Source organism: Streptomyces sp. NPDC001902, from assembly GCF_042891295.1.
Classification (GTDB): Bacteria; Actinomycetota; Actinomycetes; order Streptomycetales; family Streptomycetaceae; genus Actinacidiphila.
Map to the genome: position 1 here is coordinate 1 of NZ_JBIATA010000018.1, position 22,717 is coordinate 22,717.

Annotated in this window: 24 protein-coding genes; 17 read left to right on the top strand and 7 right to left on the bottom strand. The window is 73.9% G+C overall.

The annotated features are described in order from the left end of the window. Nucleotides 1-197: 197 nt before the first annotated feature. A complete protein-coding gene (locus ACFYYN_RS26420) occupies nt 198-764 on the top strand; it encodes a cysteine hydrolase family protein (RefSeq protein ID WP_500547754.1) in 567 nt (188 codons plus the stop codon). A gap of 94 nt (nt 765-858) precedes the next feature. Here ACFYYN_RS26420 and ACFYYN_RS26425 read toward each other — a convergent pair whose 3' ends face one another. From ACFYYN_RS26425 to ACFYYN_RS26435, 3 genes are all read right to left on the bottom strand, one after another. Continuing rightward, complete coding sequence (locus tag ACFYYN_RS26425) at nt 859-1,971, bottom strand: XdhC family protein (protein WP_500547755.1); 1,113 nt, start codon at nt 1,969-1,971, stop codon at nt 859-861. Between the two features lie 8 nt (nt 1,972-1,979). Next, nucleotides 1,980-2,762 carry an SRPBCC family protein gene (locus tag ACFYYN_RS26430; RefSeq protein ID WP_500547756.1) on the bottom strand — a complete coding sequence of 261 codons (783 nt, stop codon included), beginning with the start codon at nt 2,760-2,762 and terminating at the stop codon, nt 1,980-1,982. 153 nt (nt 2,763-2,915) lie between these two features. Beyond that, nucleotides 2,916-3,875 carry a LysR family transcriptional regulator gene (locus tag ACFYYN_RS26435; RefSeq protein ID WP_499515657.1) on the bottom strand — a complete coding sequence of 320 codons (960 nt, stop codon included), beginning with the start codon at nt 3,873-3,875 and terminating at the stop codon, nt 2,916-2,918. A 159-nt stretch (nt 3,876-4,034) separates the two neighbouring features. Here ACFYYN_RS26435 and ACFYYN_RS26440 point away from each other — a divergent pair, with 159 nt between their 5' ends. From ACFYYN_RS26440 to ACFYYN_RS26465, 6 genes are read left to right on the top strand one after another with little or no spacing between them, the layout of a single operon-like run. Continuing rightward, nucleotides 4,035-4,925: an FAD binding domain-containing protein gene (locus ACFYYN_RS26440; protein WP_500547757.1), complete on the top strand. Its 891-nt coding sequence runs from the start codon at nt 4,035-4,037 to the stop codon at nt 4,923-4,925. Beyond that, on the top strand, nt 4,922-5,422 hold the full coding sequence (locus tag ACFYYN_RS26445; protein ID WP_499515655.1) for a (2Fe-2S)-binding protein: 501 nt from the start codon (nt 4,922-4,924) through the stop codon (nt 5,420-5,422). The genes ACFYYN_RS26440 and ACFYYN_RS26445 overlap by 4 nt, the downstream gene beginning before the upstream one ends. After that, the gene (locus tag ACFYYN_RS26450; protein ID WP_500358130.1) at nt 5,419-7,797 is read left to right on the top strand and encodes an aerobic carbon-monoxide dehydrogenase large subunit; all 2,379 of its coding nucleotides are present in this window, start codon (nt 5,419-5,421) and stop codon (nt 7,795-7,797) included. The genes ACFYYN_RS26445 and ACFYYN_RS26450 overlap by 4 nt, the downstream gene beginning before the upstream one ends. Further along, nucleotides 7,794-8,750, top strand: a complete 957-nt coding sequence (locus ACFYYN_RS26455) for an XdhC family protein (protein ID WP_500547758.1) — start codon at nt 7,794-7,796, stop codon at nt 8,748-8,750. Before ACFYYN_RS26450 ends, ACFYYN_RS26455 begins: the two co-directional genes overlap by 4 nt. After that, nucleotides 8,747-9,649 (top strand): AAA family ATPase, encoded by a 903-nt coding sequence (locus ACFYYN_RS26460; RefSeq protein WP_500326395.1) that lies wholly within the window; start codon nt 8,747-8,749, stop codon nt 9,647-9,649. Before ACFYYN_RS26455 ends, ACFYYN_RS26460 begins: the two co-directional genes overlap by 4 nt. Beyond that, the gene (locus ACFYYN_RS26465) at nt 9,639-10,949 is read left to right on the top strand and encodes a vWA domain-containing protein (RefSeq protein WP_500547759.1); all 1,311 of its coding nucleotides are present in this window, start codon (nt 9,639-9,641) and stop codon (nt 10,947-10,949) included. Before ACFYYN_RS26460 ends, ACFYYN_RS26465 begins: the two co-directional genes overlap by 11 nt. A 47-nt stretch (nt 10,950-10,996) precedes the next feature. On the opposite strand, the gene ACFYYN_RS26470 is transcribed toward ACFYYN_RS26465, so the two are convergent. Continuing rightward, complete coding sequence (locus ACFYYN_RS26470) at nt 10,997-11,443, bottom strand: hypothetical protein (protein WP_500547760.1); 447 nt, start codon at nt 11,441-11,443, stop codon at nt 10,997-10,999. 90 nt (nt 11,444-11,533) lie between these two features. On the opposite strand from ACFYYN_RS26470, the gene ACFYYN_RS26475 reads away from it, so the two are divergent. Further along, a complete protein-coding gene (locus tag ACFYYN_RS26475) occupies nt 11,534-12,001 on the top strand; it encodes a hypothetical protein (protein ID WP_500547761.1) in 468 nt (155 codons plus the stop codon). 179 nt (nt 12,002-12,180) lie between these two features. On the opposite strand, the gene ACFYYN_RS26480 is transcribed toward ACFYYN_RS26475, so the two are convergent. Continuing rightward, the gene (locus ACFYYN_RS26480; RefSeq protein WP_500547762.1) at nt 12,181-13,089 is read right to left on the bottom strand and encodes a squalene/phytoene synthase family protein; all 909 of its coding nucleotides are present in this window, start codon (nt 13,087-13,089) and stop codon (nt 12,181-12,183) included. A 279-nt stretch (nt 13,090-13,368) separates the two neighbouring features. On the opposite strand from ACFYYN_RS26480, the gene ACFYYN_RS26485 reads away from it, so the two are divergent. The 8 genes from ACFYYN_RS26485 to ACFYYN_RS26520 all read left to right on the top strand — a co-directional run bounded on the left by ACFYYN_RS26485 (nt 13,369) and on the right by ACFYYN_RS26520 (nt 20,304). After that, nucleotides 13,369-14,130 carry a DeoR/GlpR family DNA-binding transcription regulator gene (locus ACFYYN_RS26485; RefSeq protein ID WP_500547763.1) on the top strand — a complete coding sequence of 254 codons (762 nt, stop codon included), beginning with the start codon at nt 13,369-13,371 and terminating at the stop codon, nt 14,128-14,130. Between the two features lie 118 nt (nt 14,131-14,248). Then, nucleotides 14,249-15,643 carry an ABC transporter substrate-binding protein gene (locus tag ACFYYN_RS26490; RefSeq protein ID WP_500547764.1) on the top strand — a complete coding sequence of 465 codons (1,395 nt, stop codon included), beginning with the start codon at nt 14,249-14,251 and terminating at the stop codon, nt 15,641-15,643. A 7-nt stretch (nt 15,644-15,650) separates the two neighbouring features. Continuing rightward, nucleotides 15,651-16,625 (top strand): carbohydrate ABC transporter permease, encoded by a 975-nt coding sequence (locus ACFYYN_RS26495; RefSeq protein ID WP_500547765.1) that lies wholly within the window; start codon nt 15,651-15,653, stop codon nt 16,623-16,625. Further along, entirely contained in the window at nt 16,622-17,473 is an 852-nt protein-coding gene (locus ACFYYN_RS26500) for a carbohydrate ABC transporter permease (RefSeq protein WP_500358117.1), read from the top strand. Before ACFYYN_RS26495 ends, ACFYYN_RS26500 begins: the two co-directional genes overlap by 4 nt. Beyond that, nucleotides 17,470-18,459 (top strand): zinc-dependent alcohol dehydrogenase family protein, encoded by a 990-nt coding sequence (locus ACFYYN_RS26505; RefSeq protein WP_500547766.1) that lies wholly within the window; start codon nt 17,470-17,472, stop codon nt 18,457-18,459. Before ACFYYN_RS26500 ends, ACFYYN_RS26505 begins: the two co-directional genes overlap by 4 nt. Beyond that, entirely contained in the window at nt 18,456-19,403 is a 948-nt protein-coding gene (locus tag ACFYYN_RS26510; protein ID WP_500547767.1) for a carbohydrate kinase family protein, read from the top strand. Before ACFYYN_RS26505 ends, ACFYYN_RS26510 begins: the two co-directional genes overlap by 4 nt. A 74-nt stretch (nt 19,404-19,477) precedes the next feature. Then, nucleotides 19,478-19,849 (top strand): ASCH domain-containing protein, encoded by a 372-nt coding sequence (locus tag ACFYYN_RS26515; RefSeq protein ID WP_500326417.1) that lies wholly within the window; start codon nt 19,478-19,480, stop codon nt 19,847-19,849. Between the two features lie 2 nt (nt 19,850-19,851). Then, nucleotides 19,852-20,304 (top strand): DUF5990 family protein, encoded by a 453-nt coding sequence (locus ACFYYN_RS26520; RefSeq protein ID WP_500547768.1) that lies wholly within the window; start codon nt 19,852-19,854, stop codon nt 20,302-20,304. Nucleotides 20,305-20,426: 122 nt separating this feature from the next. Here the strand turns inward: ACFYYN_RS26520 and ACFYYN_RS26525 are convergent, their stop codons facing one another. Next, nucleotides 20,427-20,585, bottom strand: coding sequence for a hypothetical protein (locus ACFYYN_RS26525; protein WP_179279708.1), 159 nt, complete (start codon nt 20,583-20,585; stop codon nt 20,427-20,429). 236 nt (nt 20,586-20,821) lie between these two features. Next, nucleotides 20,822-22,021 (bottom strand): PP2C family protein-serine/threonine phosphatase, encoded by a 1,200-nt coding sequence (locus ACFYYN_RS26530; protein ID WP_500547769.1) that lies wholly within the window; start codon nt 22,019-22,021, stop codon nt 20,822-20,824. Between the two features lie 295 nt (nt 22,022-22,316). Between ACFYYN_RS26530 and ACFYYN_RS26535 the strand changes: the two genes are divergently transcribed. Then, the gene (locus tag ACFYYN_RS26535) at nt 22,317-22,577 is read left to right on the top strand and encodes a hypothetical protein (protein WP_500547770.1); all 261 of its coding nucleotides are present in this window, start codon (nt 22,317-22,319) and stop codon (nt 22,575-22,577) included. Nucleotides 22,578-22,717: the final 140 nt, after the last annotated feature.

Genomic DNA, 22,717 nt, shown 5'->3' on the forward strand with positions numbered 1-22,717 from the left:
CCGCTACGACAAACGCGCCTACACCTACCTCGGAACCGTCACCGTCGCAGCCCTGATGATCTGGCTCCGCACATGATCCAAGAAACAGAACCTAGTCCTCCGCCGACCCGGGGCCGGGCCGGCCGGGCTCGATTGTCGGTGGCCCGGCCTAGGGTGGGGACGACACAGGCACCCGCGACGAGAGACTGGAAGTCCCCATGACGACCCTTTCCGACCGTCCGAACACCGCGCTGCTCGTCATCGACGTGCAGAACGGGGTGGTGGCCGGCTCCCACAACCGGGACGACGTCATCGCCAACATCAACACCCTGCTCGGCAAGGCGCGGGCGGAGGACGTTCCCGTGATCTGGGTGCAGCACTCGGACGAAGGCCTGCAGAAGGGCAGCGAGAGCTGGCAGTACGTGCCGGAACTCGTGCGCGAGGAGCCGGAGCCGCTGATCCACAAGCGCTACGGGGACTCCTTCGAGGACACCGAGCTGGAGGCGGTGCTCGCCGACCGCGGCGTGGGCCGGCTCGTCGTCACGGGTGCCCAGACCGACGCCTGCGTCCGCTCGACCCTGCACGGCGGGCTCGTCCGGGGCTACGACGTCACGCTCGTCGGCGACGCGCACACCACGGAGGACCTCAGCGCCTACGGGGCGCCGGCCCCGGAGTTGGTGATCGCGCACACCAACCTCTACTGGCAGCACCAGAGCGCCCCCGGGCGCCGCGGCGGCACCGTCGGTACCGCGGACGTCTCCTTCGCCGCGGACGGGACGGCCTGAGCCCTCCGGGGCCGGGCGCCCGCTCTTCCTCATGGGCCATGAGGGCGGATGCCGGACGTCGTCCGGCGTCCGCCGCCCCCCAGATCATGGCCCGTCAGCGGGCGCCGTGTCCCGCGTGCACCGCCGCGGCGTGGATCGGTCCCGTCGTGCCGCTGAGCGGGGACCCGGAGCCGCCGCGCCTCCCGGCGATGATCTCGGCGGCGATGGAGACCGCCGTCTCCTGAGGTGTGAGGGCGCCTATGTCGAGGCCGATCGGCGAGCTGAGGCGGGCGAGTTCGGCGTCGGTCAGGCCCGCGTGCCGGAGTCGTCCGAGGCGGTCCTCGTGGGTGCGCCGGGAACCCATCGCCCCGACGAAACCCAGTAAGGGGAGGCGCAGGGCCACCTCCAGCAGCGGCACGTCGAACTTCGGGTCGTGGGTGAGGACGGCCACCATCGTCCGGGCGTCGACGCGGCCCGCGGCGGACTCCGCGGCGAGGTAACGGTGCGGCCATTCGACGACGACCTCGTGGGCGTCGCGGAAGCGGGCCGCGGTGGTGAACACGGGGCGCGCGTCGCAGACGGTGACGCGGTGGCCCAGGAGCGCGCCCTGACGGGCGAGCGCGGCGGCGAAGTCGGTGGCGCCGAAGACCAGCAGGCGGGGCGGCGGCGCGTAGGAGCGGACGAAGACCCGCCGTTCGCCGTAGCGGCGCTGCGCGCTCGTGCCGCGGGCCAGCATGGCGCGGGCGTCCCCGGCCACAGCCTCGTCGAGGACGGCGGAGCCGAGGCCGCCCGAGCGTGCCCCGGGGCGCACCACCATGCGGGTCCCGGCACCCGGACCGGCGACGACCGTGGCCACCGCGACCGCCCGGCCCGCCGCCATGTCGTCGAGGACGGCGGGCAGTTCGGGGAAGGTGGCCGGGGAGACCGGCTCGACGAAGACGTCGATGGTGCCGCCGCAGGTGAGGCCGACGGCGAAGGCGTCGTCGTCGCTGATCCCGTACTGGTGCAGCTGCGGCGTCATCGTACGGACGACCTCCCGCGCCACCTCGTACACGGCGGCCTCGACGCATCCGCCGGACACGCTCCCGGCGACGTCGCCCTCGGCGGACACAGCCATCGCCGCGCCCGGGGGACGGGGCGCGCTGCGGTAGGCGGCGACGACGGTGGCGAGTCCGATCGTGCGTCCGGCCGCGTACCAGGCCCGGAGCGGGTCCGCGAGCTCTCGCACCGCGGGCCTCAGACGAGCCAGACGATGAGCAGGACGAGCACGACGACCGCGACCGCGGCCGGGATCGCCCGCTTGAGCACGGCGCCCTTGGCGACGCCCATGAGGTCGATCGGCTCGGGTTCCGCCGTGGGCCGCACCGGGCCGGGTGCCGGCCCGGGCGCGGGTGCCGGGCCTTCGGCGTCGCCTTGCGAGCGGCTCTCCGCAGTCCCTTCCCCGCCTCCTTCCCGTTCCGCCTCGGCGCTCTCCGCAGCCGGAGGCGTCGAGGGCGCCGGTGCCGCGGCCGACGGCTCGGTGGCGTCCCCGCCGCTCCCGCCACCCCCGCCGACCGCGGCGGGCTCGGGAGCGCGCTCCTGCGCCAGTTGCCGCTCCAGGGCCTCCACGAACTGGCCCAGCAGCTTCCTGCTGACCTCTTCGATCATGCCCTTGCCGAACTGCGCGACCTTCCCGGTGACCGTCAGCCGGGTCTCCACCGTCACCATCGTCGCCTCGCCCTCGGGAACCAGCCGCGCGGTGATGCGCGCGTCGGCGTTGCCCTGGCCCCGGGCGTCACGACCGCGCGCCCGCAGCACAGCGGTCCGGCTCGCGGCGTCCTGCTCCTCGAAGGCGGCGGTGCCCTTGTACTGGACGGTCACCGGACCGACCTTCACCTTCACGAGGCCGTTGTACGTGTCGCCGTCCCGCCCGGTGAGCTGGGCGCCCGGCATACACGGCGCGATCCGCTCGACGTCGGTGAGCAGGGCCCAGGCCTGGTCCGGCGGCAGGCTCACTCGGAACTCGTTGGTGAAGTCCATCGAGGGCAGACCTCTCTTCCGGTCGTGGCGTCATCGGCGGTCCCGGACGGTGCCCACACCTTGGGCCCGCCGTCGCGGGCCGTCAACGCGCAGTTCAGCGTTCGCTTAAGACGCCGGTCGCGGGGCCGCCCGGGAACCCGCACGCCCGGGTCGTCAGCTCCAGAGCGTGACGTGGACGGGCGGCCGGAACTCCGTGAGCGGGACGCCGTTGGAGCGGGCGAGCAGGGCCTGCGTGGCGGCGGGGGTGGTGACGAACCGGCACAGGGCGGCGGCGACCGCGGAGCGGCGGTCGGAGGCGAGGGTGCTCGCGTACAGCATCCCGTTGATCGGCATGCCGAGGACGTCGAGGACGACGAGGTGCGAGCGCCGCAACTCCTCGCGCACGACGTGCAGCAGGGCCAGCGTCACCCCGTCGCCCGCGGCGACGGCGTTGAGCGAGGCGGTCACGCTCGGGAAGGCGGTGGCCTTGGCGGGGTCGACGCCGATGCGGGCGAGGAAGGCACCGGCGAGGGTGTCGGGGTCCATGCCGGCGGGGCCGAAGAGCCAGGGCTCGCGACCGAGCCGCCCGGGGGCGATACGGGAGTGCTGCCGCAACGGGTGACCGGGCGCCGCGACGACGACCAGCTGGAAGCGGAGGAAGGGCACGGACTCGATCGCCGGGTGCGGGGCGGGCGCGGGCCCGATCGTGACGTCGGCCCTGCGGTCTCTGAGCAGTTCGCCGAAGACCCCGACGGGGACCGCCAGCGTGTCGGCGTCCAGGTCGGGCTGGCGCCGTCCGAAGGACGCGAGAAGGGCGGGCAGCACCTGCTCGGCACCGGTCTCGGTGGACGCCACGCGCAGTTGCACGGTGCCGGCGCTGGCCTGCCGTACGCGGTGGCGGGTCTCCTCGGCCAGGCCGACGATCTCGGCGGCTCCCGCGGCCAGGCGCTGTCCGCCCGGGGTGAGGCTGATGCCGCCGCCCGCGCGGATGAAGAGGACGTCGCCCAGCTCGCGGCGGAGCGCCGCGACGGCCCCGGACACCGCGGGCTCGGTGACGCCCAGCGACTCGGCGGCAGCCTTGACCGATCCCAGTCGGGCCACGGCGACGAAGGCCCTCAACTGCGTGAGCGTCATGGGGACATTACATCTGTTCGAGCGTCAACTGTCTCAGTCCGGATTAACCATTCTCTTCAGTTGCCGTTGACCGACCCCGCCCGCGGCGCGAGTGTTCCCCCCACATGCACCCCGCATCGACCCACACCGACGACCGTCCGGGCAGGGAAGGAGGGTGCCGTGCAGGTACCCGCTTCGTTCGAGTACCAACGGGCGCAGAGCGTGGAGGAGGCCCTGGAACTGCTGGGGCGCTTCGGCGAGGAGGCCAGGGTCCTCGCGGGAGGGCACAGCCTGCTCCCCATGATGAAGCTGCGTCTGGCCGGGCCGGAGGTGCTCGTCGACATCAACGACCTCACCGAACTCGACCACATCGACGAGACCGCCGGCGAGCTGCGGGTCGGCGCCCTCACCCGGCACCGCACCCTGCTGGAGTCGCCGCTGGTCGGCCGGCACTTCCCGATCATCCACGACGCCGAGCGGGTGATCGCCGACCCGCCGGTCCGCAACCGCGGCACCATCGGCGGCTCGCTGTGCCAGGCCGACCCGTCCGAGGACCTGTCGGCGGTGTGCGCGGCGCTGCACGCGGTCGCCGTGATCCGCGGCTCGGACGGCGAACGCACCGTCGCCATGGCCGACTTCCACCGCGGACCGTACGAGACGGCGGTCGGCGCCGGGGAGATGCTCACCGAGGTGCGCTTCCCGGTCCTGGCCCACTCCGGCAGCGCCTACGAGAAGCTGGAGCGCAAGGCCGGTGACTGGGCGGTGGCGGCGGCCGGGGTGGCGCTCTCCCTCGACGACGGTCGCATGACGCACGTCGGGGTGGGTCTGGCGGCGGTCGGCGCCGACGGGCTGCACGCGGAGGCGGTACAGGAGCTGCTGGAGGGCCGTGAGCCGTCGCCGGAGCTCGTCGAGGAGGCCGGGCGCGTGGCGTCGGCGAGCTGCTCGCCCGTCACCGACAGCCGTGGACCGGCCGAGTACAAGCGGCATCTGGCCGGAGAACTGACCAAGAGGGCCCTGCGGCGCGCCGTCGCCCGGGCCACCGCCCCGGCCGCGGCCGCGAAGGAGGGATGACGGACGTGCGGATCACGGTGAACGTCAACGGCGAGGACCACACCCGTGAGGTGGAGGCCCGCCATCTGCTCGTCCGGTTCCTCCGCGACGACCTGGAGCTGACCGGGACGCACTGGGGCTGCGACACCAGCAACTGCGGCACCTGCGTGGTGCTGATGGACGGCGAGCCGGTCAAGAGCTGCACGGTCCTGGCCGCCATGGCCGAGGGTCATGAGATCCGCACCGTCGAGGGGCTGGCCGACGGCGACCGCCTCGACCCGGTGCAGCAGGGCTTCATCGAGGAGCACGGGCTGCAGTGCGGCTTCTGCACCCCGGGGATGATGCTCAGCGGCCGGGCGCTGCTGGACCGCAACCCCGACCCGTCCGAGGACGAGGTCCGCGAGGCCATCTCGGGGCAGCTGTGCCGGTGCACGGGCTACCTCAACATCGTCAAGGCCATCCGGTGGGCCGCCGCCCACGAGGCCGGCAGCCGTGCGGAAGCGGGGAGCCAGGCATGACCACCGTCGAGGAACCCGCCGCGCCCGCCGCCGAGGAGCGGCCGATCGGCTTCGGCCGGATGAAGCGCAAGGAGGACCCGCGCTTCGTCCGCGGCAAGGGCCGTTACGTGGACGACGTGAAGCTGCCGGGCATGCTGCACGGCGCGGTGCTGCGCAGCCCGTTCGCACACGCCCGGATCGTGTCCATCGACACCTCCGCCGCCGAGGCGCACCCCAAGGTCAAGGCCGTGATCACCGGGGAGACGCTGGCCGGGCTCGGGCTGGCGTGGATGCCGACGCTGTCGATGGACACCCAGGCGGTGCTCGCCACCGACAAGGTCCGCTTCCAGGGCCAGGAGGTCGCCTTCGTCGTGGCCGAGGACCACTACGCGGCCCGCGACGCGATCGAACTGATCGACGTGGACTACGAGCCGCTCGACCCCGTCATCGACGCCCGCCGCGCCCTCGACCCGGCCGCTCCGGTCATCCGTGACGACCTGGAGGGCCGTACCGACAACCACATCTTCGACTGGGAGGCCGGCGACCGGGCCGCCACCGACGAGGTGTTCGCCGGTGCCGACGTCGTCGTCGAGCAGACGATGCTCTACCCGCGCGTGCACCCCGCGCCGCTGGAGACCTGCGGCGCGGTGGCCTCCATGGACCCGGTCGACGGCAAGCTGACGCTCTGGACGACCACCCAGGCGCCGCACGCGCACCGCACGCTGTACGCGATGGTCGCGGGGCTGCCCGAGCACAAGATCCGGGTCATCTCCCCGGACATCGGCGGCGGCTTCGGCAACAAGGTCGGCATCTACCCCGGGTACGTGTGCGCGGTCGTCGGCTCGATCGTCACGGGCAAGCCGGTCAAGTGGGTGGAGGACCGCTCGGAGAACCTGATGAGCACCTCGTTCGCCCGCGACTACCACATGACGGGTCAGATCGCGGCGACCCGCGAGGGCCGCATCCTCGGTGTGCGCGTCAAGGTCCTCGCCGACCACGGCGCCTTCAACTCCACGGCGCAGCCGACGAAGTACCCGGCGGGCTTCTTCCACATCTTCACCGGCTCGTACGACATCGAGGCGGCGCACTGCGAGGTCACCGGCGTCTACACCAACAAGGCGCCGGGCGGCGTCGCCTACGCCTGCTCCTTCCGCGTCACCGAGGCGGTGTACCTGATCGAGCGCATGGTGGACTGCCTCGCGGCCGAACTCGGCGCCGACCCCGCAGAACTGCGGATGCTCAACCTGCTGCGGCCCGAGCAGTTCCCATACCGGAACAAGACCGGCTGGGAGTACGACTCGGGCGACTACCCGGCGTGCCTGCGCAAGGCCATGGACCTCGCCGGCTACGAGGAGCTGCGCCGAGAGCAGGCGGAAAAGCGCGGGCGCGGTGAACTCATGGGCATCGGGCTGTCGTTCTTCACCGAGACGGTGGGCGCGGGCCCGCGCAAGCACATGGACATCCTGGGCCTGGGCATGGCCGACGGCTGCGAGCTGCGCGTCCACCCCACGGGCAAGGCCGTGGTGCGGCTGAGCGTGCAGACGCAGGGGCAGGGCCACGAGACGACGTTCGCGCAGATCGTCGCCGAGGAACTGGGCATCCCGCCCGAGGACATCGACGTGGTGCACGGCGACACCGACCAGACGCCCTTCGGGCTCGGCACCTACGGCTCCCGCTCCACCCCCGTGTCCGGCGCGGCCGCCGCGCTGGTGGCCCGCAAGGTGCGGGACAAGGCGCGGATCATCGCGGGGGCGATGCTGGAGGTGTCGCCCGAGGACCTGGAGTGGACCAAGGGCCGCTGGTCGGTCAAGGGCGACCCGGCGATGACCAGGACGATCCAGGAGATCGCGCTGGCCGCGCACGGCGCCCTGGAGCTGCCGGAGGGCGTGGAGGGCCATCTGGAGGCCACCACGGTCTACAACCCGCCCAACCTGACCTACCCGTTCGGGGCGTACATCTGCGTGGTCGACGTCGACCCGGGCACGGGCGCGGTGAAGGTGCGGCGCTTCATCGCGGTGGACGACTGCGGGACGCGCATCAACCCCATGATCATCGAGGGGCAGGTGCACGGCGGCCTCGCGGACGGGGTCGGCATGGCGCTGATGGAGTTCATCGGCTTCGACGAGGACGGCAACTGCCTGTCCGGCTCCTTCATGGACTACCTGCTGCCGACCGCGCTGGAGGTGCCGGCCTGGGAGCTGGGGCACACCGTCACACCGTCCCCGCACCACCCGATCGGCGCCAAGGGCATCGGCGAGTCCGCGACCGTCGGCTCGCCTCCCGCGGTGGTCAACGCGGTGCTCGACGCGATCGGCGTGCGTCACGCCGACATGCCGCTCACGCCCGGCCGGGTGTGGCAGGCGATGCGGCACGGCCAGGTCGAGGCGCCGCAATGAGCCAGGCCCCGCTGCTGGACGCGCGGATCGCCGAACTCACCGCGCGCCACGTCCCGTTCGTCCGGGCGACCGTGGTGCGCGCCCGCCGCCCGGCGAGCGCGCGCCCCGGCGACACCGCCGTGGTGCTGGAGGACGGCCGGATCGAGGGGTTCGTCGGCGGCGTCTGCGCGGAGGCCACGGTCCGCGCGCAGGCGCTGCGGACGCTGGCCAGCGGCGAGGCGCTGCTGCTGCGGATCTCCCCGCAGGCGGCGGACGAGGGCGCCGGAGTGGAGCCCGAGGCGGAGGACGGAGCACTGAGCCTGCGCAACCCGTGCCTGTCGGGCGGGGAGCTGGAGATCTTCCTCGAGCCGCGGCACCCCGTCCCGCGCGTCCTGGTGCTGGGCGACACGCCCATCGCCCGGGCCCTGACCGGCTTCGGCCCCGCCCTCGGCTACGAGGTCGCGGGGCCGCCCGCGGGCGGGTTCACCGCGCAGTCGCCGGCCGGGGTCCACGCGGTCGTGGTGGCCTCGCACGGGCGTGACGAGGAGGCCGCGCTGACGGCGGCGGTGCGCGCGGGCGTGCCGTACGTGGGGCTGGTGGCCAGTCCCCGGCGCGGGGCGGCGGTGGTCGCCGGGCTGGACCTGACGCGGGAGCAGCGGGACGCGGTCCGTACGCCCGCGGGCCTGTGGATCGGCGCCCGTACGCCGGGCGAGATCGCGCTGTCCATCCTCGCCGAGGTGGTCGCCTCGGTACGGGGCGGGGACGAGGCGCACGTCGCACCCCCGGTGGGCGAGCCGCCCGCCGCGGGGGACCCCGCACCGCCCACCGCGCCGGACCCGGTCTGCGGGATGACGGTGGCCGCCGTACCGGACACCCCGCACTCCGACGCTGGGGGCGAGCGCCGCTGGTTCTGCTGCGCGGGCTGCCGTACGGCGTTCGAGGCCGACCCCGGCCGCTACGCGGAGGCGCGGTGAGCACGTTCACGCAGGAGCGCGTCCCCGACCCCGCCGGTCTGCGCCGGGCGCTCGACGAGCGCGGCTACCTCGCGGACCCCGGGCTGGTCACCGCGCTGTTCCTGGCGCTGCGGCTGCCGCAGCCGCTGCTGCTGGAAGGCGAGGCCGGGGTCGGCAAGACGGAGGCGGCGAAGGCGCTCGCCGGTGTGCTGGGCGGCCCGCTGGTGCGGCTGCAGTGCTACGACGGCCTCGACGCGGCGGAAGCGCTGTACGAGTGGAACCACGCGCGCCAGCTGCTGGGCATCCGGCTCGCCGAGTCGCGCGGCGAACGGCTCGCCGAGGCCGACCTGTTCACGGAGGAGTACCTGCTGCGGCGCCCGGTGCTGACCGCGCTCACCCATCCCGGCCCGGAGCCCGCGGTGCTGCTGATCGACGAGATCGACCGGGCGGACGACGACTTCGAGGCCTTCCTGCTGGAGGTCCTCGCCGAGTCGGCCGTGACGATCCCGGAGTTCGGCACCGTCCGTGCCGTGGTGCCGCCCGTGGTGGTGCTCACCTCGAACCGCACCCGTGATCTGCACGACGCCCTCAAGCGGCGCTGCCTCTACCACTGGATCGACTACCCCGACCCCGAGCGCCTGGTGCGGATCGTCCGCCGCCGGGTGCCCGGGACCTCGGCGGAACTCGCGGAGGCGATCTCCGCGGCGGTGCGGCGGCTGCGCGGCCTGGAGATCCAGAAGGCCCCGGGCATCGCCGAGAGCATCGACTGGCTCGCGGCGCTCGCCCTGCTCGGCGTACGGCGCCTGGACGCCGAGGCCGCGGGGGCGACCCTGGGCACGCTGCTGAAGTACCGGGAGGACCAGGAACTGGTGCGGGACCGGGGCCTGGAGTGGCTCGTGGGCAGCGGCCGTGACGCCTGAGCCGGTGTCCGGGCCGGCACGGCCGCTGCCGCTGCCGCTGCCGCTGTTCGACACGGCGGAGTTCGGCGGCCGGCTCGGCGAGACGCTGCGCCGCGCGGGCCTGCCGGTCACCCCCGAGCGGACGGTGTGCTTCCTGCGGTCGTTGCGACTGGTGCCGCCGGTGGACCGGGAGGCCCTGTACTGGACGGCGCGGCTGGCCTTCGTGACCGACCGGGAACTCGTCGCGCCCTTCGAGCGGGTCTTCGAGGGTGTGTTCGGCGGGCTCGGGGGCCTCACCGCGGAGCGCGGCGACCGTACCGCCGCTCCCCCGGACGCCGCCGAGGACGCCGCGCGGGTGGCCCCGTCCCCCGGTGCCCGCACGGCACCGGGCCCGTCCCCCGCCGGGACGGGGCCGGCACGCACGGTGGCCGGCCCCCGCACCGGGGAGGAGGCGGACGGCCCTGCGGGGACGGTGCCGACGCTGGGCAGCACCGCGGAGGTCGTCGCCCACAAGGACTTCGCCGCCCTGGACGCGGCGGAACTGGCCGCCCTGGACCGGCTGATGGAGCTGATCGTGCTGCGCACCCCGCTGCGCAGGACCCGGCGCCGCGACACCGACCCCCACGGCCCCCGGGTGGACCCGCGCCGGACGCTGCGCGCGATCCGCACGACGGGGCTGGAGCCCGTGCGCCTGGCCCGCTCGCGCCCCCGGCTGCGGCGCCGTCCGCTGGTGCTGCTCTGCGACGTCTCGGGCTCGATGGAGCCGTACGCCCGCGCCTACCTCAGGCTCTTCCCCCGCGCGGCGGCGGTCGGTGTGGCCGCCGAGGTCTTCGTCTTCGCCACGCGTCTGACCCGCCTCACCCCGGTGCTGCGCCGCTCGGGGCGGAGCGGGGTGGACGCGGCGCTGCGCCGGGCGGGGGCCGCCGCGTCGGACTGGTCGGGCGGCACCCGGATCGGGCACGCGCTGGCGGAGTTCAACGACCGCTTCGGCCGCCGCGGCATGGCACGCGGCGCGATCGTCGTGATCTTCTCCGACGGGTGGGAGGGCGAGGACCCGCGGGCGGTCGGGCGTGAGGCCGCCCGGCTGCGGCGGCTGGCGCACCGCGTCGTATGGGTCAACCCCCGCAAGGCGGCGCCGGGTTACCTTCCGCTCGCGGGCGGCATGGCGGCGGCACTCCCCCACTGCGACGAGTTCGTCAGCGGCCACACCTTCGCCGCGCTCGCCGAGGTGGCCGAGGCGATCGGCGGAAGCGCGCGGGGAAAAGGAACCGGAAGGGAAAACGGAAGGACAAGCGGAAGGGGGCGAGGCCGACGGGAATGACGTCCCCGATGGCCCGGCCCCCTGCGCTCTCCTTCGATTCCCGGGATTCAGCCCCGGTATTCGCGGGAATCGCCGTACGGGTCCGCCTGGTCGCCACCGAATGCCTCGAAGTGCGCGGCGGGAGCCGGGACGTGATAACTCGCCGGTGCCGTGTGTTGCACGGCCTCGGGAGCCGGGCGGTTCTCGTACGGGCGGGAGGTGAATTCCTCCCGCGGCGCCGCCCCCGCGTTCCCCACGACCTCGACGGGATTCACCAGGACGGCGAAGAGGACCAGCAGCACCTCGATGCCCAGGCCGATGATGAGCGGGGCGACCAGGGTGATCCCGGTGACGCCGCCCTCGCTCACGACCCCCGACACGCTCCGTACCGTGACGGCCGTCATGGCCGTGTAGTGCATGCCGCTGATGGCGACCGCCATCACCAGCGAGGCGCCCACCGTCGCGCGGGCCCCTGTCACGCGCAGGGTGAACCAGAGCGCAACGGTGGCGGTCATGAGTCTTCTAGGCCCGTTCTTTCGGCACCGGTCGGCGGCACCACGCGTATCGCCGCCGGTGGCGGGGCGCCGGCGTCTACCCTGTGGGTCATGCACCAGCCCCGACGGCGCGACCGGCGTCCGGCCCGCCCTGGGAGGCCGGGGTCCGGCGAGCGCCGGGTCGCGCCCGTGGAGTTGGCGGGGGCCGGTGTCGTGGTCGTCGGCCTCTTCTCCGCGAAGGAGAAGGACTTCGCCGCGCTCATGGATGCGGCGGCCGTGGAACTGGCGGCGCGCGGTGCCCGGGTCGTCGGGCGGATCGTCCAGCGGCGCGGTGTCTCGGACGGCGGGGTCACGAAGATGGCCCTGCCCTATTCCTCACGGACCCTGCTGAGCTACGGGAAGGTCCGTGAGGCAGCCGCGGTCTGCGAAGCGGCCGATGCCGACGCGGCGGTCTTCGTCGCCCCGCTGACCGAGCGCCAGCGGCGCGTGCTGACGGGGATGCTCGGCTGTCCCGCCGTGAGCCTCTCCGAGGTCCTCGCCACGGGCCGGCACCGCCCGCCCGGCTCGTCCACGGCGTGACGCGGCGCTGCCGCCCAGCAGCGCCACCGCGACGCCGGCGACGCGCCCCGCGGCAATGTCGCGGGGGACGCCGCGGGCGTTCGCGGCGAGGACGGCGCACGCGACCGCCAGGTCGAAGCCGCTGCCGCCCTTGGGGACGGAGGCCGGACTGAGGCCGGCCGTGACGTACGGCGGCGCCGCTACCGCCGCGCGCGGTGCCGGAAGGTGCTCGCGTACCCGCGGGCGAGGGTGAGCAGGGCGGGACCCAGCGGACGCGGGGCAGGTCGCCGGGCGAGCGTCGCACCGGCGCGCTCCACGCTGCGCAACCGGTGCCCCTGGAGTGCGATGAGGGCACTGACCATGGGGCGGTTGGGCTCCGGGACGAGGTCCACGAGCGGGCGGGCGCCGGCGAAGCCGGACCGCACCAGGCCGGCCTGGTCACGGACGAGCGCGGCCACCGACGCCGGGTCGGGGTCCCGGGCCAGGGCCGCGCGGCTCAGTCCGTGGCGGGCCAGGGCGTCCTCGGGGACGCCCAGCCGCCCGTCCGCGAGGTCCTCGGCCATGTCCTCCAGGAAGTCCAGGCGCTGGGCGGCCTCGATGAAGGTGCGGCAGGCGGCACGGTAGGCGTCGAAGCCGGTGGGCGGCGCGAGCAGTCCCGCGACGAGGAGGAAGGCGGGCAGCGCGTACGCGTCGACGTAGGCCTGGAAGTCGGCCTCGGTGGCGAGGCCCCGCCACTCGGCGTCGGCGGGGGCGGCGACGAGGTAGTCCGCGACGATGCCGCGGAGCGCCGGCCGCCGGGTGACGGTGTGGGCGAGGGCACGCGTCAGCGGGTCCCCCGGATCACCCGCGAGGGCCGCGCGGACCTGCGCCTCCCACGCGGCGAAGGCTCCGCGGCCGTCCGGACCTCGGTCCAGCAGGTTGTCGCTGTGGTGCATGAAGGCGGTGGCCGCGAGGGCGTCGGGGACGAGCGGCGCCGGCAGCAGCAGCCGCACGGCGGCGTACGAGGCCCGGTCGAAGCGCGCCACCAGGCGGCGTTGGGCGGTGTACGCCCCGCGCAGGGCGGGGTCGGTGATGCCGGCCCGGTCGAGGGTCTTCCGCCACCTGCTCATCGCTGCGCCGCTCCCGTCGTCCGCCGGCCGGACGTCAGCCGTGTCGCCACCCGATGATCACCCAAACGCAGAAAAACCCGCAAACTCACTGGCGTGATCCGGTCGAACCATCGCCCACCTGCGTCACCTCACTTCCGGAAGCGGGCAGAAACGGGCGCACTCCGCCCTTGTACGGGCTGACCGCACCGCTCCCCCCGGCGGTATAAATCTCGGACGGGCGGAAACGGGCGGCCGATGCCCGAACGGCCATGACGGAACCGGGACCAGGGAGGTGCGGCCATGCGCGGCGACGAACGGCAGCACAGGATCCTGACCCTGGTGCGGCAGGCCGGACGGGTGGAGGTCACCGCACTGGCCGCGGACTTCAAGGTGGCACCGGAGACGATCCGCCGTGACCTCAGCGAGCTGGAGCGGCGCGGACTGGTCCGCCGGACCCACGGCGGGGCGTACCCGGTGGAGAGCGCCGGCTTCGAGACGGACCTGGCCCGCCGCGAGACCCACCAGGTGGAGGGCAAGCGCCGGATCGCCGCGGCGGGGGTGAAGCTGCTCGGCGAGGCGGAGACCGTCTTCATCGACGAGGGCTACACCCAGCAGTTGCTGGCGGCGCTGCTCCCCACCGACCGACCGCTGACCGTGGTGACCGCCTCGCTGCCGACCGCGGCGGCGGTCGCCCAGTCCCCCGAGACCACCGTGCTGCTGCTCGGGGGCCGCGTACGTGGCCGCACCCTGGCCACCGTCGGCTCCTGGGCCACCCAGATGCTGTCCTCCTTCGTCATCGACCTGGCGATCATGGGGGCCAACGGCATATCCCGCGACTTCGGCCTGACCACCCCCGATCCCGTCGTCGCGGACGTCAAGGCGCAGGCGGTGCGCTCCGCGCGGCGTCGCGTCCTGGTCGGGATCCACACCAAGTTCGGCGCCTCGAGCTTCTGCCGGTTCGCGGAGATCGGCGACTTCGAGACGATCGTCACCGACACGGGCCTGCCGGCCCCCGAGGCCCACCGCTACTCGCTGCTCGGCCCCAACGTGATCCGCGTCTGATCCACCGCACCTCCCCCTCCACCCTGCGCGCGAGCCGCCGCAGGTCGCCCCGGCACACCCCGACGCGCCCCGGGCCGCGGGCCCGATGCCGGGATCCCCCTCACAGGAAGGCCTCCCCATGCCCAGGACCGACACCGACCGCGCAAGGGCGCCACGGCGCCGCGCCGCCGTCCGGCTGACCGCACTCGGGGCCTGCACGGCCCTGCTCGCCACCGGCTGCGCCGGCGCGGGTGGCGGCGGAGGGGACGGCGAGGGCGACGGCGCCTCCGTGAACGTCCTCATGGTCAACAACCCTCAGATGCTGGACCTGCAGAAGCTGACCGCGTCGGACTTCACCAAGAGCACCGGCATCAAGGTCAACTTCACGGTGCTGCCCGAGAACGACGTCCGCGACAAGATCAGCCAGGAGTTCTCCAGCCAGGCCGGCACCTACGACGTCGCGTCCATCAGCAACTACGAGGCGCCGATCTACGGCAAGAACGGCTGGCTGGCCCCGCTGGACGACACCGTCGCCAAGGACCCGGACTTCGACCAGGCGGACATCCTGCCGTCGATGAGGGAGAGCCTGACCGGCGCCGACGGCAAGCTGTACGCGGAGCCGTTCTACGGCGAGTCGTCGTTCCTGATGTACCGAAAGGACGTGTTCGAGGCGAAGGGCCTCACCATGCCCGACCGCCCCACCTGGCAGCAGGTCGCCGGCCTCGCGGCGAAGGCCGACGGCGCCGAGCCCGGCATGAAGGGCATCTGCCTGCGCGGGCTGCCCGGCTGGGGCGAGGTGATGGCTCCGCTGACCACCGTCGTCAACACCTTCGGCGGCACCTGGTTCAGCAAGGACTGGCAGGCCCAGGTGAACGCGCCCGCCTTCAAGGAGGCGACGAAGTTCTACGTCGACCTGGTCCGCGAGCACGGTGAGGCGGGCGCGCCGCAGGCCGGCTTCGCCGAGTGCCTGGGCGCCTTCCAGCAGGGCAAGACCGCCATGTGGTACGACGCCACCTCGGCGGCCGGGATCCTCGACAGTGCCGGCTCCCCCGTCGCCGGCAAGGTCGGCTACGCCCCGGCGCCCGTGGTGAGGACCGACAGCTCCGGCTGGCTCTACACCTGGGCGTGGGGCATCCAGAAGGCGAGCAAGCACCAGGACGACGCGGCGAAGTTCGTGGTCTGGGCGTCCGGCAAGGGGTACGAGGAACTCGTCGGCGAGAAGCTCGGCTGGGCCCGCGTCCCGGCGGGCAAGCGCACCTCCACGTACGCGAACGCGGACTACCTGAAGGTGGCGGCCCCCTTCGCCAAGGCCACCGAGGAGGCCATCTCCGGGGCCGACCCGCGCGACCCGGGCGTCCAGCCGCGGCCGACGCTCGGCATCCAGTTCGTCGACATCCCCGAGTTCCCCGACCTCGGCACCAAGGTCTCGCAGGAGATCGCCTCCGCGATCGCCGGGCGCACCTCGGTGGAAGCGGCGCTGGACAAGGCCCAGCAACTCGCGGAGAAGGTCGCCGCCCAGTACCGGAACGGGTGATTCGGCCATGACCGGTACGTCGAGCGCCGTCACGGAGGAGGTGCGTGGCCGGGCACCGGTCCGGGCGGTGACCGCCCGGACCGCGGGCCCCGGCCGGGCCGCCGCGTGGGCCCGGCGCGCGCCCCTGATGCCGGCGCTGGTGTTCATGGTGGCCGTCACCCAGCTGCCCTTCGTGGCCACGCTGGTGATCTCCTTCATGGACTGGAACGCCCTCTACCCCGACCGGCGCGGCTTCACCGGACTGACCAACTACGCCGACGTGTTCGGCGACGCCGACCTGCGGGCGTCCGTCCTGACCACCGTCTGGCTCACGGCCGGCGTCGTCCTGGTCAGCCTCGTGCTGGGCCTGGGCCTGGCGCTGCTGCTGGACCGGCGGTTCCGCGGCCGCGGGCTGGTGCGGACCCTGCTGATCGCGCCGTTCCTCCTGGTTCCGGTCGCCTCGGCGCTGCTGTGGAAGCACGCCCTCTACAACCCCGAGTACGGGCTGTTCAACGGCGCCCTGACCTGGCTGTGGCAGCTGTTCGGCAGCGAACGCCCGCCGCAGCCGGACTGGATCACCTCGATGCCGCTCGGGGCGATCGGGGCCTCGCTGGTGTGGCAGTGGACCCCGTTCATGATGCTGATCCTGCTCGCCGGACTGCAGAGCCGCTCCACGGAGGCCGTGGAGGCGGCCCGGGTGGACGGCGCGAACGCCTGGCAGGTCTTCCGCTTCCTGACCCTGCCCCACCTGCGGCGCTACCTCGAACTGGCCGCGCTGCTGGGCTCGGTCTACGTCGTGCAGAACTTCGACGCGGTCTTCACCCTCACCTCGGGCGGCCTGGGCACCGCCAATCTGCCGTACACGATCTACGAGTCCTTCTACAAGGCGCACGACTACGGCCGGGCCTCGGCGGCCGGCGTGGTCGTGGTCGCCGGGACCATCGTCGTCGCCACCCTCGCGCTGCGCCTGGTGTCGACGCTGCTGAAGGAGGAGTCCTCATGAGCGCCGTGGCCGCGCCCGGTGCGCGCAGGCGTCGTTCCGCCTCCCTGTGGGGGCTGGTCGCCTGGGCCGCCGCCCTGCTGTTCGTCGCGCCGATCGCGTGGATGGTGCTGACCTCGCTGCACAGCGAGACGGACGCCGCCACCAACCCGCCCTCCCTCGGCGCCGGGCTCACCCTCGACGGCTACCGGGAGTTCTTCGGCGCCGCCACAGGCGCCAGCCCGTGGCCCGCCCTGGTCAACTCCCTGACGGCGAGCCTGGTCTCCACCCTCCTGGTGCTGGCACTGGCGATACCCGCCGCGTACGCGCTGTCGATCCGTCCCGTCCGCAAGTGGTCCGACGTGCTGTTCTTCTTCCTGTCGACGAAGATGCTGCCCGCGGTGGCCGGGCTGCTGCCGGTCTACCTCGTGGCGCAGAACCTCGGGCTGCTGGACAACGTCTGGCTGATGGTCCTGCTCTACACCTCGATGAACCTGCCGATCGCGGTCTGGATGATGCGGTCCTTCCTCGCCGAGATCCCGGTGGCGATCCTCGAGGCCGCCGCGATCGACGGCGCGGGACTGCCGGCCGTCTTCCGCCGCATCGTCATCCCCGTCTCCGCCCCCGGCATCGCCGCCACCTCGCTGATCTGCTTCATCTTCAGCTGGAACGAGATGCTCTTCGCCCGGGTGCTCACCGGTGTCCGTTCGGTGACCGCGCCGGTCTTCCTCACCTCCTTCGTCACCAGTCAGGGGCTCTTCCTCGCCAAGGTCTGCGCCGCGGCCGTCGTGGTGTCCCTGCCCGTCCTCGTCGCCGGATTCGCCGCCCAGGACCGCCTGGTCCAGGGCCTGTCACTGGGAGCCGTCAAGTGAAGGCAGTCGTCATCGCCGAGCCCGGGAAGATCGAGCTCGCCACCGTCGAGGACCCCGCCCCCGGTCCTCGGGACGTGGTGGTCGCGGTCGCGGCCTGCGGCCTGTGCGGAACGGATCTGCACATCCTGCAGGGCGAGTTCGCGCCGACGCTGCCGATCGTGCCGGGGCACGAGTTCGCCGGCGAGGTGGTCGCGGTCGGTTCGGCCGTCACGGAGGTGGCGGTCGGCGCCCGGGTCGCCGTCGACCCCTCGCTGCACTGCGGCGAGTGCCACTACTGCCGCCTGGGCCGCGGCAACCTGTGCGAGCGGTGGGCCGCGATCGGGGTCACCGAGCCGGGCGGCGCCGCCGAGTTCGCCGTCGCACCGGTCGCCAACTGCGTGGTCCTGCCCGACCACGTGGCGACCGCCGACGCCGCGCTGATCGAGCCGCTGTCGTGCGCCGTGCGCGGCTATGACGTGCTGCGCAGCCGGCTCGGCGCCCATGTGCTGATCTACGGCTCGGGAACGATGGGCCTGATGATGCTGGAGCTCGCCAAGCGCACGGGGGCGGCGAGCGTGGACGTCGTCGACGTCAACCCCGAACGGCTCGCCACCGCGCGGCTGCTGGGCTGCGACCGCACGGCCGGCTCGGCGCAGGAGATCGCCCGCCCGCGCGGCTGGGAGGTCGTCGTGGACGCCACCGGCAACGCCGCCGCGATCCAGGACGGGCTGCAACGGATCGGCAGGGGCGGCACCTTCCTGCAGTTCGGGGTCGCCGACTACGCCGCCCGCGCGGTCATCGAGCCGTACCGGATCTACAACGAGGAGATCACCATCACGGGCTCCATGGCGGTCCTGCACAGCTTCGAGCGCGCCGCCGAGCTCTTCGCCGCCGGGGTGCTGGACCCCGGGGTGTTCATCAGCGACCGCTTCCCGCTCACCGACTACCCCCACGCCATCGAGCGCTTTGCGGCGGGGGTCGGCCGCAAGATCCTGGTACGGCCGTGACCGCGCCCGCCACGCTGGTCGCCGGCGAGGCGCTGACCGACGTGGTCGTGGGACCCGACGGGACGCGGCAGGCCCACCCGGGCGGCAGCCCGGCCAACACCGCGCTCGGCCTGGCCCGGCTCGGGCACCCGGTCACCCTGGCCACGCGCATCGGCCGGGACGCGCACGGCGACGCGCTGGTCGAACGGCTGGTGGAGGGGAGCGTCGCGCTGCTGCCGGGGTCGGTCGTGGACGCCCCGACGTCCACGGCCAGGGCCGAACTCGACGGGAGCGGCAGCGCCGCGTACCGGTTCGACATCACCTGGGACCTGCCCCCGGTCGGGCCGCTCGGCGTGCCGGGGCACCTCCACACCGGTTCGATCGCCACCGCGCTGGAGCCGGGTGCGGGGCGGCTGTTCGCCCTGGTCGCGGCGGTCCGGCGGCGTGGGCACACCGTCTCGTACGACCCGAACCTCAGGCCCGCGCTGCTCGGTCCGCCCGAGACCGAACGGCCGTGCGTCGAACGGCTGGTGGCGCTCGCCGACGTGGTGAAGGCCAGCGAGGAGGACCTCGGGTGGCTCCACCCCGGTCGGGATCCGGGCGATGTCGCCGCCGACTGGGCGCGCCGCGGTCCCCGCCTGGTCGTCCTCACCCGGGGCGCGGGAGGTGCCGAGGCCCACTGGGCACCGGGGGGACGGCACCGTGTCCCCGCCCACCGGGTGGAGGTCGTCGACACGATCGGCGCCGGTGACGCCTTCATGGCGGGTCTGCTCGCCGGTCTCCTCTCCGCCGGGCTGCTCGGCGGGGCGGCGGCCCGCGGGCGGCTGTCCGCGGCCGCGGACGGCGGTCCCGTGCCGCCCGCGGTGGCCGACGCCCTGGAACTCGCCGCGCGGGTCGCGGCTCTGACCTGCGGGCGGGCGGGAGCGGACCCTCCGTTCCTGGCGGAGGTGACACCCGTCGTGTGATGATCCCGCGGACGGCACTCCCACGCACGAGGGGCGGTACACCGATGTGGCCGCGGGTCGACGGAATGCGCTCCATGGAGCTCGGCACGCCCGACGCGCTGCGGGACGAGCTGAACTCCCTGGTCCTGGCGGGCAGGAAGACCGCGACGACCGGACTGCTGTCCGAGTACGTCGAGGAGTCCGAGGGGCTGGAGTTCGTCGGAGAGCGGCTGGCCCTGCTGGACCGCGAGAGCCGCTGCGTGGGCGTCATCGAGATCACCGGCGTGGAGGTGACGTCCTTCGCGGACGTGACGTGGGAGCACGCCGCCGCCGAGGGTGAGGGGGACGCCTCCCTCACCGACTGGCGGGCCGGGCACCGCCGTTTCTGGGAACGCGCGGGCACCCCCGTCGAGGACGCGACGTCCGTGGTGTGCCTGGCGTTCCGGCTCGTGACGGCGGGAGGCTGACCGTGCGGCTGCGCATCGAGGCACGCGACCTGCCCGGCCGCGGCTTCGGCGACCACTCCGGCGTCCACGTCGCCGTGCAGCGCCGCGCCCGTCCCTCGGAACTCCTGGACCCGCGGCCGGGGGACGCCGCGGCGGCGACGTGGGACCTCGACTGCCGGGTCCGTGAGACCCCTGACGGCGTCGACGTCACGGGCCCCTACGTCCAGGGCGGCCCCGGCGCCCGCTTCGTCTACCTGGCCTGGGGCACGGTGGCCGGTGACGGCGGCTTCACGATGTTCCGCCGCGCCAAGCTCATGCTCGACGGCGTCGGGACCGGGACGCTCCGCGAGGCCGCACGCTCCGGGATGCTCGTCGGGCGGCTGGGCCTCACCGACGCCAGGGGCGGCCCGCTGTGCGCTGCCGTACGGCCGCCGCTCATCTCGTGGTCGGCGCAGGCGCCTGACGCGAGGGGCTGAGCAGGACGCGCGAACGGGACCGCCACCCCACCGGTGGGCGCGCCCACGGTCCGCACGACCGCTTCCGCCTTCCCACCGGCGCCGGGCAGTGGTCCCGTTCCGTCACAGGGGGCTCGGTTCCCTCAGTCCTCGCCCCTGACGATGTTCCATTCCTTGCCGCTGTCGGGCTCCCGCTGCGGCGGATTGCCCCGGCCTTCCTTCACGACAGCAGGCCTGCAGGTGCGTATCTGCTGGTCGCGGGGGATGCGGGTGCTGGTCGGGTGGCCGTTGCGTGTGTCCACGGCTGGGCGCCTCCTCAGGTCTTCTCGACACCGCATACCCGTTCGAACGTGATTTACACGACATAACATTCCCGATCAGGGCATGTTTCTCGTGGACACCCGGCGGGCGCCCGCGGGTGTCGCGCTGCGCGATGACCGCGGCACCGACCGTGTCCGCCGCCAAGCGGGCGGTCCGGGGGCCGTCGGAATGCGGCTGCCCCGGGCAGTGCGGTGGAAACCGTCCCGGGCACCCGCGTTCAGCGGGTGGGGTGCCACTCGGCGAGCAGGACGGTGGCGTCGTCGTCGAGACGGCCGTGCCGGTGCGCCAGGATGGCGTGGACGAGCCGCCGCAGGACCTCCGGGGCGGGGTCGCCGAGCGCGGTGGCGCGCACGACGTACTCGGTGAGGCGCCGCTCGCCGAACCCGTCGCCGCCCTCGGTGCGGGACTCGGTCACGCCGTCGGTGTGGACCAGCACCCGGTCACCGGGTTCCAGCCGCGTGGAGTGGACGGAGCGCGGGCGTCCGCCGCACTCCGGACCGAGGCCGAGCGGCAGGTCCGCATCGCGCTCCAGGGCGCCGTTGACCACGTGCCGGGCGCGGATCAGGCGGGGCACGGGGTGCCCGCAGTTCGCCCACGCGAACTGGCCGCTGCGGACGTCGAGGTCGGCGAAGACCGCGGTCGCGAACCGGTCCGGGATCCACTCGGCCAGGGTCTCGTCCACGGACTTGACGATCTCGCCGAGGTCGGCGCCGGCGCGCCGGGCCGCCCGGCAGCCGGCCAGCGCCACGGCCGCCACGAGCCCCGAGGCGAGGTCGTGGCCCATCGCGTCGACCACCGTCAGGTGCAGGTGGTCCCCCTGGAGGCTGTGGTCGAAGGCGTCGCCGCCGATCTCGTACGCGGGTTCCAGCACGGCGCTGGAGGTCACCTCGGTCGTGCCGAGGGTCCGCGGCGGCAGGAAGGCCCACACCAGCTCCGCGGCGGCGCTCATCGGGCGGCTGCGGACGAGCCGCAGCATGTCGTCGCCCGCCCCCGCACCGGAGACGATCGCCAGGCCCGTCACGTCGGCGAGCGCTCGGCAGCGGGCGAGCAGTTCGGGGTCGATCCGGTGGGCGGTGACCTCCATGACGCCGATCCGCTCCACGCCGTCCACGAGCGGGAGCCACATCGTGATCCGGTCGTCCCGCTCGCTCAGGCGCAGTGAGACCGTCCGGTAGGCGGCGCCCGCGGGCGTGCCGTCGACGGCCACGGCGCGGCGCGCACCGCAGGCCGGGCCGCCCGGCAGCGGGACGAGCCGGGACTGCTGGACGTCGGCGAGGAGGACCGTCACGTCGTCCAGGCCCACCTCGTGGGCGGCACGTGCGACAGCGGCGCCCCAGTCCTCCGGGGCGACCTCGTGCGAGCGCTGCAGGAGCCCGCTCAGCAGGGTGCCGAAGCCGGTGTCGTCCACCGTCACCATCACCTGTCGGTGCGCCGTCCCCGGCCGCGGGCCGGGACGTGGGGCACCTGCCCCGGACACCTCGCCCGAAACATCGCACCGCTCCTGACCTGCGAATCCGTCCACTCACGCGATGCCGCGGCGGCGCGGGCATCCCCGGATCGCCTACAGGCGCCGGTTCCGCAGAACGTCATATTCCAGCAAATCGAGTGCCAATACGGGCGTGCCGCACCTTAACCGGCATCGCGAGGCCCGACGCTTCTCGTGTCCCACCCGTGCGGGTGCCCACGGCACCCGCGGAGACAGGAGTCGATCCATGCGCGTTTCCCGTTTCGTGGCCGCGGTCGGTGTGGCCGTGGCCGTCGTCCTGGGCGGTGCGGCGGGCGCCGGCGCCGTCACGCCGGAGTCCGTCCGCGCCCACGGCACGCACGCCACACACGGTGACCACGGACGCGGCCACCACAGCCACCACGGCCACCACGGCCACCACAGCCACCACGGCAAGCGTCATCACCACCGCTGGCACGGGCACCGGACGCACCGTCACCACCACGTCGTCAACCACCACCGCCGCTGACCCTCGGCCCGATCCGCACGGAAACGCCCCGGGGGCGCCGGGCCCCCCCCCCGCGGGGGGGGCCCCCCGGGGGGGGGGGGGGGCGGGGCCCCCCCGCCGGGGGGCGCCCGACCCCCGCCGCGCGGCCCCGCCGACGCGGC